Annotated in this window: 14 protein-coding genes; 9 read left to right on the top strand and 5 right to left on the bottom strand. The window is 71.9% G+C overall.

The annotated features are described in order from the left end of the window. Positions 1-12 precede the first annotated feature (12 nt). From J7I94_RS14835 to J7I94_RS14825, 3 genes are all read right to left on the bottom strand, one after another. The gene (locus J7I94_RS14835) at positions 13-1887 is read right to left on the bottom strand and encodes a CocE/NonD family hydrolase (RefSeq protein ID WP_215167546.1); all 1875 of its coding nucleotides are present in this window, start codon (positions 1885-1887) and stop codon (positions 13-15) included. A 451-nt stretch (positions 1888-2338) separates the two neighbouring features. Then, the gene (locus J7I94_RS14830; RefSeq protein WP_215167545.1) at positions 2339-2983 is read right to left on the bottom strand and encodes an RNA-binding S4 domain-containing protein; all 645 of its coding nucleotides are present in this window, start codon (positions 2981-2983) and stop codon (positions 2339-2341) included. 78 nt (positions 2984-3061) lie between these two features. Further along, positions 3062-3619 (bottom strand): DUF3291 domain-containing protein, encoded by a 558-nt coding sequence (locus tag J7I94_RS14825; protein ID WP_215167544.1) that lies wholly within the window; start codon positions 3617-3619, stop codon positions 3062-3064. A gap of 239 nt (positions 3620-3858) precedes the next feature. On the opposite strand from J7I94_RS14825, the gene J7I94_RS14820 reads away from it, so the two are divergent. The 3 genes from J7I94_RS14820 (at position 3859) to J7I94_RS14810 (ending at position 6214) form a co-directional block, all read left to right on the top strand. Beyond that, a complete protein-coding gene (locus tag J7I94_RS14820; RefSeq protein ID WP_215167543.1) occupies positions 3859-4623 on the top strand; it encodes a uracil-DNA glycosylase in 765 nt (254 codons plus the stop codon). Between the two features lie 9 nt (positions 4624-4632). Beyond that, on the top strand, positions 4633-5667 hold the full coding sequence (locus J7I94_RS14815) for an alpha/beta fold hydrolase (protein ID WP_215167542.1): 1035 nt from the start codon (positions 4633-4635) through the stop codon (positions 5665-5667). Positions 5668-5737: 70 nt separating this feature from the next. Further along, positions 5738-6214 carry an ALF repeat-containing protein gene (locus J7I94_RS14810; RefSeq protein WP_251075173.1) on the top strand — a complete coding sequence of 159 codons (477 nt, stop codon included), beginning with the start codon at positions 5738-5740 and terminating at the stop codon, positions 6212-6214. A gap of 200 nt (positions 6215-6414) precedes the next feature. Here J7I94_RS14810 and J7I94_RS14805 read toward each other — a convergent pair whose 3' ends face one another. Beyond that, complete coding sequence (locus J7I94_RS14805; protein WP_215167540.1) at positions 6415-7116, bottom strand: GntR family transcriptional regulator; 702 nt, start codon at positions 7114-7116, stop codon at positions 6415-6417. A gap of 170 nt (positions 7117-7286) precedes the next feature. Here J7I94_RS14805 and J7I94_RS14800 point away from each other — a divergent pair, with 170 nt between their 5' ends. Next, positions 7287-8747, top strand: coding sequence for an NCS1 family nucleobase:cation symporter-1 (locus J7I94_RS14800; RefSeq protein WP_215167539.1), 1461 nt, complete (start codon positions 7287-7289; stop codon positions 8745-8747). A 6-nt stretch (positions 8748-8753) separates the two neighbouring features. Continuing rightward, complete coding sequence (locus tag J7I94_RS14795; RefSeq protein WP_215167538.1) at positions 8754-9482, top strand: aspartate/glutamate racemase family protein; 729 nt, start codon at positions 8754-8756, stop codon at positions 9480-9482. A 22-nt stretch (positions 9483-9504) separates the two neighbouring features. Here J7I94_RS14795 and J7I94_RS14790 read toward each other — a convergent pair whose 3' ends face one another. Further along, positions 9505-10089 (bottom strand): TetR/AcrR family transcriptional regulator, encoded by a 585-nt coding sequence (locus J7I94_RS14790; protein ID WP_215167537.1) that lies wholly within the window; start codon positions 10087-10089, stop codon positions 9505-9507. Positions 10090-10237: 148 nt separating this feature from the next. On the opposite strand from J7I94_RS14790, the gene J7I94_RS14785 reads away from it, so the two are divergent. From J7I94_RS14785 to J7I94_RS14770, 4 genes are all read left to right on the top strand, one after another. Continuing rightward, positions 10238-10975, top strand: a complete 738-nt coding sequence (locus J7I94_RS14785) for an SDR family oxidoreductase (protein ID WP_215167536.1) — start codon at positions 10238-10240, stop codon at positions 10973-10975. A 143-nt stretch (positions 10976-11118) separates the two neighbouring features. Beyond that, complete coding sequence (locus J7I94_RS14780; protein ID WP_215167535.1) at positions 11119-11919, top strand: nucleotidyltransferase domain-containing protein; 801 nt, start codon at positions 11119-11121, stop codon at positions 11917-11919. A gap of 220 nt (positions 11920-12139) precedes the next feature. Further along, positions 12140-12544: a hypothetical protein gene (locus tag J7I94_RS14775; protein ID WP_215167534.1), complete on the top strand. Its 405-nt coding sequence runs from the start codon at positions 12140-12142 to the stop codon at positions 12542-12544. Between the two features lie 38 nt (positions 12545-12582). Further along, complete coding sequence (locus tag J7I94_RS14770; RefSeq protein ID WP_215167533.1) at positions 12583-13710, top strand: hypothetical protein; 1128 nt, start codon at positions 12583-12585, stop codon at positions 13708-13710. The last annotated feature ends 70 nt before the right edge of the window (positions 13711-13780 follow it).

Genomic DNA, 13780 nt, shown 5'->3' with positions numbered 1-13780 from the left:
GGGGAGGGGGCCTCAGAGGCGACCGCCCGGGACCACAGTGAACGACGGCGGACCGGCCGGCAGGCGCACCGTGTACTGGCTCAGATAGGTGTCCAGGAACGGTGAGCGGTCGCCCTGGGTGGCGACGTCGTCGGCCGGGTCGTCCAGAGCCAGCCGCAGCCGCGCGTTCTTGACCTTGATGGTCTCGCCGGAGGGCGTGTCGCGCCACGAGCCGGTCTGGACGGAGCCGATCTCGACGGCCAGGACGTGCCCTGCGGCCAGCGTCCAGTCGGTCGACTTCAGGTCGACGGTCAGCCGGCCCGACTCCACCAGCGACACCTGCTCGTCGAACATGACGGCGCTGCCGTCCGGGGCGACGTCGTAGAGCTTGAGCATGATGTTGCCCTCGCCCCGCGCGGTCAGCGAGATCCGCGGAGTACCGGTGACGCGTACGTCCTGCCGCACCGGCTTCGACCACACGAAGAAACTGGAGGTGATGTCACCGGCCCGCTGGCTCTCGGTCTGGGCCTCGGCCAGTCCCTTCGGCGCGGCCTGCTCGGTCGCGGGCGCGTTCTCCATGTCCCACGTGCCCGACGGCTGCGACTGCTTCGGGGCCGGGGTGCCCCCGGACGCGGTCAGCGTCGCACGGGCCGAGGCACCGCCGTCGTCCACGTACGAGCCGCCGCCCAGGGAGAGGTCGACGGACCGTTCGACGACCGGCCAGGTGCGCTGGGCGCGCCAGGCGCCGGTGGAGTCCTCGACGGCGTAGGCCGGGTAGCGGACCGTCGGCTTGGTGCCCTTCAGGTACTGGTCGTAGAAGGAGAGCGTCTCCGCGTACCAGCCCTCGCGGCCCATGGCGAGGCGGCCGTCGCCGACGCGGTCGCCGCCGCGGACGTGGTCCCACTGGCCGAGCCAGCCGCGCTCGACGCCGCGGTGGTTGTCGAGGTACTCCTCCATCTCCTCGGGCTTGGTGTTGTTCTCGATGAAGCCCTGGGTGACGAAGAGCGGGGTGTCGCTGCCCTTGGCCAGCTTGGCCAGGTCACGGGAGGTCCAGTGCTCGTCCCACTGGTCGGCTATTCGGTACCCGGCCGAGTTCTCGGTCAGGCATTCCGGGTGGCTGTCCTCGTAGCGGGCGTTGGCCTGGTAATAGGCGTCGTCGTCCGTCATCGGCTCCATCGTGGCGATGGAGTTGTAGGCGCCGGCGGTGCCGGTCACGTTCGGACGGGGCACGCCGTTGGAGTAGATGTACTGGTACATGTCCCACACGGGCTCCTGGGCCACCACGGCCTTGAGCGCGCGCTGGTCCAGGTTGTTGCCGATCAGCCCGGTCACGGCGTCGTACGACTTGCCGTACATGCCGACGGCGCCGGTGGACCAGGGCTGCTTCGCGGCCCAGTCGACGGCGGCCTCGACGTCGGCCTGCTCGCCGGGTCCGCCCCAGTCCAGGCAGCCGGTGGAACCGCCGAAGCCGCGCAGGTCGACCATGACGAAGGCGTAGCCGTTGTCGAACAGGTCGGCGCCCTCGATGAAGTCGTTGAACCGAGCGGAAGGGCCGGTGTGGGTGAAGCCCTCCGGGCCGGTCTGCCCCGAGTGCGCGAAGTAGGGGCCGACCGACAGGATGACCGGCACCTGCTTGTTCTTGGGCAGGGACTCCGGCAGCAGGACGTCGGCGTGCAGTTCGGTGCCGGAGTCGTCCGCGGACGGGAAGTAGTGCTGGGTCCAGACCGAGCCCTCGGGGACGCGGTCGTTCTCCTCGTGCGTGACCGGGTCGGTCGCGGTGGCGACCGCAGACGGCGCTGTGCCGGCCGCCGCGGTGGCGGGGCCGGCGAGTCCGGGGAGTCCGGCGGTCAGCGCGAAGGTGGCGACGAGCGCCGAGGCAGCCCGGACGGCCGCGCGACGTGCTCTCACATGCTCCTCCTTGAGGGATGGGTGGAGGTGGTGCAAGTGGTGCGAACATGCCAAGTGGGGCGTAATGCGGGTGGTGCGTGGTGCTGGTAATGCGTGGTGCGTGGTGCTGGTAGTGCGGAGTGCTGTGGTGTTGGCAGTGCTGGCAGTGCTGGTGGTGCTGGCAGTGCTGGTGGTGCTGGCAGTGCTGGTGGTGCTGGCAGTGCTGGTGGTGCTGGCAGTGCGGGTGGTGCGATGTGCAGGTCTAGCAGCGGTACCGGCCCGCCGTCGATGGGGCGTCGGTGATATGCCGGGCCCGGGGAGGGAGTTGAGGGCCGAGTGCGGTGATCATCTTCGGGCCGTAGTGTCGCGGCGGTGTGTCCGGCGCGTTACCGGTGCGGCGCGGGGGCGCATGCCGAGGGGCCGGCCGTGGCGGCGACCGGTCCGGAGGGTTCGGTGGGTTCGGTGGCGTGGGTCAGCGTTCGCCGGAGCGGCCCTTCGGGCTGCTCGTGCCGGTCGGACTGCTCGGGCCGGTCGGACCGCTGAGGCTGTTCAGGGCGCGCAGGCGTTCCAGTTCGCGCCGGTCGCGCTTGGTCGGCCGGCCCGCGCCGCGATCGCGGACGCCGATGGGGGCGACCGCTTCGCGCGGCGGGGGCGGCGGGGAGTTGTCGACGTAGCACTGGACGGCCACCGGGGCGCCGACCCGCTTGCGGATCAGGCGCTTCACGACGACGACGCGTTCCCGGCCCTCGTGGCGCAGGCGGACCTCGTCGCCGACACGCAGGGAGTGCGCGGGCTTCACGCGTTCGCCGTTCACGCGGACGTGACCGCCCCGGCAGGCGGTCGCCCCGACGGAGCGTGTCTTGACCAGGCGGACGGCCCAGATCCAGCTGTCGACGCGGACGGTCTCGCCGTGCTGTGCTCCGGCCGCCTCGGCCGCGGCGATCGCGGCGGCCACCTTGGGATCGGCGGCCCGCTCGGTGCCGTCCCCGGCGGTGGTCTCCGGGGCAGTGGCCTCCGCGGCGGGCGCCCCGCCCGTCCGGCCGGTGGCCGTCACTTCGGCGGGACCCGGTCCGTGGGTCCCCGCGCCGTTCCTGTCCTCATCACGCTCGGAAGCCATGCCCCCGACCTTAGTGGTCGGCTCCGCGAATCCTCCGTCGAGGCGTTCGACAGCGCATCCAGTCGTCCAGGCTCCTTGTCAGCGCACCTGGTCGCTCTTCGGCGCGACGCCATTGACGCCGGCCGGAGTTCCGTCCGGGGCGAACGGGTGGTGGAAGGTGAAGGCGTGCGGCGCGGAGCCGTGGTCGTGGAGGTGTTCCAGCCTGGAAACCCCGTCCTGCCAGGTGGGTATCACGCCGTCGGAGACCCACCAGAACACGTGATTCGGGTGCGCTGTCCTCTCGAACCAGTCGTAACGCCGGTTCAGTGCCTCACGGTGCAGACCGGTGTAGACGGCGTCGAAGGCGGAGCGCAGGTCGGTCCAGAGCGAGAGGGTCGTGGCCAGGGCGGTGGTTTCCACCGTACGGCCCTTGCCGTACCAAGTCGGTACGGCGAACTCTCCCCACGCACCCCAGTCCGCCCCGAAGAGCGCGCCCCGGTCGCCGTCTGCCGCTTCGGCACGCGCGAGGTATCCGGGGTGCTGGCCGATCTTCCGGTAGACGGCCTCACCGATGTCGTAGAACTCGTGTGTGGCAGGTGTGGGATCGGCGAGGGGTGACTTCAGGACGCCGAAGGTGTACAGCACGAGATGGGGCATGCGTCTCTCCCGGGTTGGGGGTAGTGCGACCGTGGGTGATCGCCGAAGACCCGGTGAAGGTAGCGGCCTGCGCGGACCCTGTCGAAGTTGCGTTTTCCCTGCCGAAATGGCCTCTTGCACCGGCCGTCACGGGGGCTGGGGCCGTGATGAGCGGGCGGGCTGCGGGGTACCGGTGACCGGTCCGCTTCGGCCGATCGGCCGCCGGGGCACCCGGTGGCGCCCCGCCCTACCGTGGAGACATGGACAGCAACGCCCTCACCGGACTCGACCAGCGGATCACGGGCTGCCGGGCCTGTCCACGGCTGGTCGACTGGCGCGAGGAGGTGGCCCGCACCAAGCGGGCGGCCTTCGCCGACTGGACGTACTGGGGCCGCCCGGTCCCCGGCTTCGGACCCGCGGACGCCCGGTTGCTCATCGTCGGCCTCGCCCCGGCGGCCCACGGCGGCAACCGCACCGGGCGCATGTTCACCGGCGACCGCTCGGGCGATGTGCTGTACCGGGCCCTGTACGACGTGGGCCTCGCCTCACAGCCCACCGCCGTCGCCGCCGACGACGGACTGGAACTGCGCGGCGTGCGCGTCACCTCGCCGGTGCACTGCGCCCCGCCCGCCAACAAACCCACCCCCGAGGAACGCGACACGTGCCGCCCCTGGCTGGTCCAGGAACTGCGGCTGCTGCGTCCGACCCTGCGGGCCGTGATCGTCCTGGGCGCCTTCGGCTGGCAGGCCGCGCTGCCCGCGTTCGCCGCGGCGGGCTGGACGGTGCCCCGGCCGCGTCCGGCGTTCGGGCACGGCGCGCGGTTCACCCTCGCTGCCGAGGGCGGTGGCACCGGAGGCGACGGAGGCGAGGACCTCGACCTCTTCGGCTGCTTCCACGTCAGCCAGCGCAACACCTTCACCGGCCGGCTCACCCCGGAGATGCTCCGCGAGGTCCTCACCACGGCGGCGCGCGCCGCCGGACTGCCCGCCGAAAACGGGGCGACGGGAGCGCCGCGAGCGGGTTAGCGTGCCCGGATGGGCGTGTATCCGGAGATCGAACCGTACGACCACGGCATGCTCGACGTCGGTGACGGCAACCGCATCCACTGGGAGACCTGCGGCAACCCCGAGGGCAAGCCGGCCGTGGTGCTGCACGGCGGCCCCGGGTCCGGAAAGAGCCCGGCGTTCCGCCGCTGCTTCGATCCGGCCGCGTATCGGATCGTGCTGTTCGACCAGCGCGGCTGCGGGCGCTCGACACCGCACGCGAGCGCCTACGACACCGACATGAGCGTCAACACGACCGCGCACCTCCTCGCCGACCTGGAGCGGCTGCGCGGGCATCTCGGTATCGAACGGTGGCTGGTCTGGGGCGTCTCCTGGGGGTCGGCGCTCGGACTGCGCTATGCGCAGACGCACCCCGGCGTGGTGACGGAACTGGTCCTGACAGCGGTCGCGACCGGCTCCGACCCCGAGGTCACGCTCCTGACCCGAGGGCTCGGCAAGCTGTTCCCGGCGGCCTTCGAGGAGTTCCGCGCCCTGGTCCCCGAGGGCGAGCGGGACGGCAACCTGGCCGCCGCGTACAACCGGCTGCTGGAGTCGCCCGACCCGGAGACGCGCGAGCGGGCGGCCCGCGCCTGGACCGACTGGGAGACGGCGATCGCCTCCGCCCCGCCGCGTTCGGTGCCGCGTTACGAGGACCCGGTGTTCCGCATGGGATTCGCGCGCACGGTGACGCACTACTGGGCCAACGGCCACTTTTTCGGCGAGGGCGGTGAGGGCGGTGAGGGCGGTGAGGGCGGTGAGGGCGGTGAGAGCGGCGAGGAGGGGGTCGTGCTGCGCGACGCGCACCTGCTGGCGGGCATCCCCGGCACCCTGGTCCAGGGCGCACTCGATCCCGGCAATCTCCTTGGCACCGTATGGCGCCTGCACCACGCCTGGCCGGAGAGCGAACTGCTGATGGTGGACGACGTCGGGCACAACGCGGGGGCGCCGAGCATGGCGGAACTGCTGGTGGCGGCGACGGACCGGTACGCGCGCGGCGAGCACGCGAAGGCCCCGGAATTCGAATGACGGGGGACGAGAGACCGATCTAGTGTCGAGGAGTCAACTGATCGACAAATCGAGGGAGTTCACCGTGAGAATGACCCGTACGGCGATATCCGCGGCCGTGACTGTGGCCGCCGCCACGGCCCTCACGGTCACCGGCCCCGCCCTGGCCGCCGGCACCGCGTCCGCGGCCCCCGCCTCGCCCACGCCCTCCGCGGTGTCCGCTCCCCTCTCCGTGTCCGCGGTGGCGGACGACGAGGACGACGTGAACGACGTGAACGACCTCAGGGTCGCGATCGTCCAGCTCATCTCCCTGCCGTACGCCGGTTCGGAGGTGCGGGAGAAGGGCCGGGCGGCCCTGGACGGCACGGTCGAGGAAATGCGTGCCTTCCTGGAGACCGGGTACCGCCTCGCGCAGGCCCAGGACGACCGCGTCGCCCTCGCCCAGCTCATCTCCAGGCCCGAGACGCCCCCGGAGGTGAGGGCGGCCGCGATCCAGCTGCTCAAGACCAGCGACCCGGAGGAGATGCGCCGGTTCCTGGAGACCGGCCAGTACGAGGTCACCGGCTGAAGCCCGTTCCCCTGAGGGGCGTGTGACCCACCTGCGCGCGCCCGCCACCCCGTCACGCCCGCCACCCCGTCACGCCCGGCTTCCCGGTAACCCCGTCACTCCGTTCCGCCCGGCGTCCCGGTCGTCTCTGTCACTCCGTTCCGCCCGGCGTCCCGGTCGTCTCTGTCACTCCGTTCCGCCCGGCGTCCCGGTCGTCCCTGTCACCCCGTCACGCCCGGCGTCTCTGTCACCTCGTCACCCCCGTCCCCGCACTCACCCCCGTCCCCGAACAGCTGCCGCACCGTCGACCGGTAGTTGGCCCGGACGTGCCGCAAGGCGTGCGCGCGGGCGCGGTCCGGGTCGCCGGAGGCGATCGCCTCGTACAGCTCCCGGTGTTCGGTGAGGAGTTGCGGCCACTCCTCGTTCCGCCGGGTCAGCCAGCGCAGCCGGCCGTCGACCGGTTCCATGACCGAACTCAGCAGGCTGTTGCCGGCCAGGGTCAGGATGCGGTCGTGGAAACGGGTGTTGACGTCGGTGATCGCCTCGGCGTCCCCGGCCCCGGTGGCCCGCGCCGCCGCCCGCAGCAGATCCTCCAGCTCCGCCAGCGCCTCGGGACCGGCCCGCGTCGCGGCGAGTCCCGCCGCGTACACCTCCAACGCCTCACGCAGTTCGAAGAGTTCCCGTACGTCGGCGGGCGTCAGCCGCCGCACGACGGTGCGGCGCGGGGTCTCGAACAGCACGAATCCCTCGGCGACCAGGGCGCGGATCGCCTCCCGGACCGGTACCCGGGAGACCCCGAAACGCTCGGCCAACTCCCGCTCCACGAGCCGGTCGCCGGGCCGCAGGCGTCCCGCGATGATGTCCTGCCGCAGCCCCGCCAGGACCCGCTCGCGCACCGCGCCCAGCGGTTCGATCTTCCCCATGCGTCCCATCTTCGCCGACTCCGGCGGTGTTTTACGGAGCGTTAACGAGCGTGACATCGGCGCGAAGGGTTGACGGGAGGACCATGACGGCAGTTTGGTATACCAAAACGGCGTCCCCGGGCGCCGCCAGGCTCGGTATGCCCTCCCGTCCCCTCGCCCCAGGAGGCCCCGTGTCCCTCGCCGACCGCGCAGAGGCCACCGGCACCGCAGCGTCCCTCCCCGACCCCGACCCACGGCTCACCAACGAAGACCTCGCGCCCGCGGGCAAGCGCACCTGGAAGGTCTTCGACCTGTTCGCCCTGTGGATGTCCGACGTCCACAACCTCGGCAACTACACCTTCGCCGCCGGACTGCTCTTCCTCGGCATGAACGTCTGGCAGGTCTTCACGTCCCTGCTCGTCGGCTTCGTGATCATCTACGTCGGAATGAACATGATGGGCCGCATCGGCCAGCGCACCGGCGTGCCGTTCCCCGTCGTCAGCCGGATCGCCTTCGGCGTCTGGGGCGCCAACGTCCCGGCGCTGATCAGGGCCGTCATCGCCATCATGTGGTACGGCATCCAGACCTACCTGGCCTCCGTCGCCGTCAACGTGATGCTGCTGGCGGCCTGGCCCGGTCTGAAGTCCTGGACCCACTCCTCCTTCCTCGGGCTCGACGCGCTCGGCTGGGTCTCCTTCGTCGCCCTGTGGCTGGTCCAGGCGCTGATCATCAGCCGCGGCATGGAGTCCGTCCGCAAGTTCCAGGACTTCTGCGGTCCGGCGATCTGGCTGGTGATGATCGCACTGGCGGTCTGGATCTTCGCCAAGGCCGGCTGGAGCATCTCCCTGACCAGCACCCCGCACCCGGTGTCGACGGGCGAGCAGTGGCGCCAATGGTTCGGCGCGATCGGCCTGATCCTCGCCACCTACGGCACGCTGATGCTCAACTTCTGCGACTTCTCCCGTTTCGCCCCCGACTACCGCACCGTCCGGCGCGGCAACTTCTGGGGCCTTCCGGTCAACTCCACGGCCTTCGTCATCCTCTCCGTCGTCGTCACCGCCGGCGCCTACGAGGTCTTCGGCAAGGAGATCACCGACCCGGCCTACCTGGTCGCGGAGATCGGCAACACCTGGGTCCTGGTGATCGGCGCGCTGACGTTCGCCATCGCCACCATGGGCGTCAACATCGTCGCCAACTTCGTCTCCCCGGCGTACGACCTCGCCAACGTCTGGCCGCAGAAGGTCACCTTCCGGATCGGCGGCATGATCAGCACGGTGGCGGCGCTGGTCGTGACCCCCTGGAACCTCTTCTCCAACCCCACCGTCGTCAACTACTTCCTCGGCGGCCTCGGCGCCTTCCTCGGCCCACTCTTCGGTGTGATCATGGTCGACTACTACTGGGTCAAGCGCGGGCGCGTCGACGTGGACCAGCTCTTCCGCGCCGAACCCGGTTCCCGCTACCACTACCGCGGGGGCGTCAACCCCAAGGCGCTGTGGGCGTTCCTGCCGTCGGCGGCGGTGGCGGCCGTCCTCGCGCTGGTGACGGAGTTCGGCGAGGTGGCGCCGTACTCCTGGTTCATCGGCACGGCGATGGCCGCCGGGCTCTACGGACTCCTGTGCCGGGGCGAGCGGACGGCCGGGGCGGAGGGCTGAGTTCCGGTGCGCATCGTCGTCACCAACTGCAACACGACGCGGCAGATGACCGAGGAGATCGTCCTCGGTGCCCGGGCCGCCGCGAGCCCGGGCACCACCGTGACCGGCCTGACTCCCGGGTGGGGCCCGGAGTCGGCGGAGGGCTGGCTTGACAGCTACCTGTCCGCCGCCGCAGTCATCGACACCCTGCGGACCTACGACGGACCGCCGTACGACGCGGTCGTCCTGGCCGGCTTCGGGGAGCACGGGCGCGAGGGCGTCCGGGAGCTGGTCGACGTACCGGTCGTCGACATCACCGAGGCCGCGGCGCACCTCGCCTGTCTGCTGGGGCGCCGCTACGGCGTCGTCACCACCCTGGAGCGCAGCCGCGGACAGATCGAGGACAGCCTGGAGACGGCGGGCGTGGCCCGCAACTGCGCGGCCGTCACCGGCACCGGCCTCGGCGTGCTCGACCTGGACGACGGCGAGCGTACCCGGGCCGCGCTGCGCGCCGCCGCGGAGCGGGTCCGGGCGGCGGGAGCGGAGGTGCTGGTCCTCGGGTGCGCCGGGATGACGGGACTGCGGCGGTCGGTCGCATCGGTGGGGGAGGAGCTGGGGCTGCCGGTCGTGGACGGCGTGGCGGCGGCGGTGCGGCTGGCGGAGTCCCTCGTCGCCCTCGGGCTGACCACGAGCAGGGCGGGCGGCTACGCGGCTGCGCTGCCCAAGCGCCGGGTGTGGGGCCGGCCGGGTCCCTGAGCCCGGACACCCGGCGGTGGCCTCACGGCCGGGTGGCCAGTCCGTCCAGGACCAGGTCGAGGAGGCGTTCGGCTTGCTCACGCCCCGCGGGCGGGGCCGAGGAGACGGCGATGGCCGCCAGGGCGGCGCTCAGATCGCCCGGGCTGACGTCGGTGCGGATCGCCCCGGCGGCCACGCACGCCTCCATCAGGTCGGCGACGGCCGCCTCGATCATGTCCCGGCTCTGCCCGTAGGGATTGCCGCCCGAGGCGGCGATGGCGCGCAGGGCCTCCGCCATGCCGAGTTTGGCGGTGACGTAGTCCAGGAAGAGCCGGGTCCACGCGCGCAGGGCCTCGTACGGCGGTCGCTGCGCCAGCAGGCCGGGGACGGCGTCGCAGAGCTGGGCCACCTCGTTGCGGTAGACCGCCTCGATCAGGGCCTCCCGGGTGGGGAAGTTGCGGTAGAGGGTCGCGCTGCCCACGCCCGCGGCCTTGGCGATGCGCTCCAGGTGCGCCTCCAGCCCCTCCTCGGCGAACACCCGCACCGCCGCCGTGAGGATCTTCTCCCGGTTGCGGCGCGCGTCGGCGCGCAGCGGACGCCCCGTCTCGTGTGCCCTCGGCTCTGCCATCGGCGGCTGCCGCCCCTCTCCTCGCGTTCTGTCCCGCTTGCTAAGTGGGGGCGTGTCCACTTAACCTGAAGGAAGTGGTGGCGTCCCCACTTCCACTGTAGGTCATGGCCTGACCTGCGCGCGCTCTCCCCAGCGAGGATTACTGATCATGTCGGGAATCGAAGGCAAGGTAGTGGCGATCACCGGTGCCAGCAGCGGCATCGGGGCGGCGACGGCGGCTCACCTCGCCGAGAAGGGGGCCCGGCTCGTGCTCGGCGCCCGCCGGGAGGAACGGCTGGAGGAGGTGGTGGACGGAATCGTCGCGCGGGGCGGCACGGCCGTCGGAGTCGTCATGGACGTGGTGCGCCGGGAGGACCTGAGGCTCCTCACGGACACGGCTCTCGACCGGTTCGGCCGGCTGGACGTCCTGGTCTCCAACGCGGGCACGATGGCGGTGTCCCCGTTCGACGAACTGCGCCAGGACGACTGGGACGCGATGGTCGCCACGCACATCACCGGCCTGCTGAACGGCATCGGGGCCGCCCTGCCCGTCTTCCGGCGGCAGCGCTCCGGCCAGTTCGTCAACGTGGCCTCCACTTCCGCCTACGTGGTGAAGGCCCCGCAGGGCGTCTACGCGGCCACCAAGACGGCGGTCAAGGTGCTGACCGAGGGGCTGCGCCAGGAATCCGGCCCCGACCTGCGCGTCACCCTCGTCTCGCCCGGACTCACCGACACCGAGGGGGTCGGCAAGGGCGCGAGCCCCGAGACGGCGGCGGTGATGACGCGGATGCGCGACGAGATCGGCGCCCCGCCCTCCGCCGTCGCCGCCGCCATCGGGTTCGCGATCGAGCAGCCCGACGGCATCGACATCAGCGAGGTCGTCGTCCGGCCCACCGCACAGGCCTGACGGGGGACGGGCGGAAGACGGCGGGGCGACGGGCGGGGGGGCGGGGCGACGGGCGAGGGACGGCGAAAACCTGTCGTACGGCATGAGCGGCCCCCCTACGCTGTCGACGCGGCGCACCCGCCCCGACCCGAAGGACCCCGCCCATGCCGGCCCGCCCCGCTCCCGCTCCCGACCCCGACCCCGACCAGGCATTCCTGGACACCACCGCCGACCGCCTCGCCGCGCTGCCCGCCGTCCGCGCGGTCGCCCTCGGCGGCTCCCGCGCCCAGGGCACCCACCGTCCGGACAGCGACTGGGACCTGGCCGTCTACTACCGAGGCGCCTTCGACCCGGCCGACCTCCGCGCGGTCGGCTGGCAGGGCGAGGTCGGTGAAGTCGGCGGCTGGGGCGGCGGCGTCTTCAACGGCGGCGCGTGGCTGACGATCGACGGACGCCGGGTCGACGTCCACTACCGCGACCTGGACGTGGTCGAGCACGAACTGGGCGAGGCACGGGCCGGCCGCTACCGCGTCGAGCCGCTCATGTTCCACCTGGCCGGCATCCCGACGTATCTGATCGTCGCCGAACTCGCGATCAACCGGACCCTCCGCGGCGACCTGCCCCGCCCCGCCTACCCGGAGCCGCTGCGCCGGACCGCCCCCGAGCGCTGGTGGGGCATGGCCGAGGCCACCCTCGCCTACGCCGAGGCCGGCCACGCCCCCAAGGGCGCCGTCACCCAGGTCGCGGGCGCGATCGCCCTCGCCGCGACCCAGGCGGCACACGCGGTGCTGGCGGCGCGGGGGGAGTGGGTCACCAACGAGAAGGGGATGCTGGAGCGGGCCGGGCTGGGCGGGATCGACGCGCTGATGGCAGGGCCGGTCTCCGGACCGGAGGCCCTGGTCGGGACGGTCGGGGAGGCGCGGACGCTGCTGCGAAGCGCCGTGGACGCCGCTGCGCGCCCCTGAATCGGCACTGCGCGATGGTCGTGTGGCGACAGTGACTGGAGGGCCCGGTCTGCCGCCCACCCGTGAATACGGTGAGTGATGGAAAGTGTGATGTCGGTAGGGGTCTAAAACCAACTCTGCTGTTATTCACATCAGTTGAGCTATGGTGACGGTCACGCTGTGTTGTTGTCGCCGGGCCGCGCACGGACGCCCCGGACACGCTGGACACTCGGGGGCTTCAATGGATCCGTACCTGCTCACGCTGGCCGGCACCGCGGGCACGTCCCTGGTGGCGTTGCTCGTCGGGGAGGGGTGGCAGCAGACGCGAGACGGGGTGGTGACCGTCTGGCGTCGCTTCCGGCCACAGGAGGCGGAAGAGATCGAACGCGAACTCGACGCGTCACGCCGTACGGCGGTGAACGCCGCACAGGACGACGGCGACCTCGAACGCCGATGGAGCGAACGGTTCGCCGCTCTGCTGGACACCCATCCCCAGGCCGCCCACGACCTGCGAGAACTGCTGACTCGCCGGGGCGGGCAGGGGGACGGACAGGTGGTCCACGGAGGCGTACGTCTGGAGGCGCACGCTCAGGGGAACGGCCGTGTCTACCAGGCTGCCCGGGACCAGCACATCGCCGAGCGATGAGGGAACCGGAAAACCCGCGGGAGGGTGATCCAGGACGCGTGGACGCGCGGGGCCGTGCCTCGGAGAACGGGCAGGTGTATCAGGCCGGCGCCAACATGTACGTCACTCAGGTCGAGGTCAGCCGTCGGGCCGACGACGTCGTCCAGGCGATGGCCGGTGCGGTGGGAGAACTGGTCGCGCGGTGCGCGGAACTCGAACGACAGGTCGAGCGGGCGAGGGCCGAGGGGCGGGCCGCGGCACAAGCGGAGTTTGCCGAGCGGCTGAGGGACGCGGAGCTGCGCGTCATCGGGGCCCAGCGGCTGATGCGGGAAGCCGAGGACAAGCGGGCCACAGTCGAGGCCCTGTTGATCGAGACCCAGCGGGAACTGGCGAGTCACCGCAGGGCGTCGCGACGGGAACAGGCGTCCGGCTCCGCGGACGATCCCGGCCGTCTCCCGGGAGACCGCCGGGAGGAGGAGCGGTTCACCGAACTCATCGAACGTGCCGAGCGGGAACTGGGTTCGTTGCGCGCGGAGTTGCGACTCGTCACCGAGGAGGCCCGGATACAGGAGACCGGGCCGACCGTGGTGGTGGGGGAGACGGTGCGCACGAACCGGCCGGAGCGGTCCTCCGCCTCGTCGGCTCCGACGCCCACCCCCAAGGATTCCGAGGCGCCCGAGACGTCCCGGAGGCAGCAGAAGGCTGAGGGAGAGGTACCGGAGGGCAAGACCTCTGGTCGCAAGGCTGCGGAGAAGGCTCACACGGTCGCGGTCGACGGAGGCTCCGGCTCCGCATCCAGCCCGTCGCCCGCGAAACCCCGCCGGCCGCCGCTGAGCACGTCCGGCCGATTCATGGCACTCGGCACCTTCTTCGCCGCCGCGCTGCCGCTGCCGATCGCCGGCTCCGCGATCCGCACCCTGTACGCGGCGGACCCGGGCCCGGCGGTAGCGTGGGCGCTCGTGTTCGACCTGGGCGTGGTGATCGCCGCCTCGGTGGTGGCGGCACTGGTCTACATGGGGCTGGTGATCAAGCTCGACTGGTCGTCCGACGGCGCCCTCGCGGGCTGCGTCGTCCACGTGATCGCCGGGGTGGCCCTCTTCATCACCGGCATCGCCGTGGGGCCGGACACGGCGCCGATGCTCGACAGAGCGGGGGCGTTCGTGGCGGAGTACTTCGGCCCGCTGTGAGGTGAGTGGGTGAGGTGACGCGCGTGATGTGACAGGTGAGGCGACGCTCGTGTCACCTCACCGAAACGCC

It is taken from the genome of Streptomyces sp. ISL-12 (assembly GCF_018614415.1).
Classification (GTDB): domain Bacteria; phylum Actinomycetota; class Actinomycetes; order Streptomycetales; family Streptomycetaceae; genus Streptomyces.
Note: the sequence above shows the minus strand (reverse complement) of the source record. Positions and strands in the feature narration are given on the sequence as shown.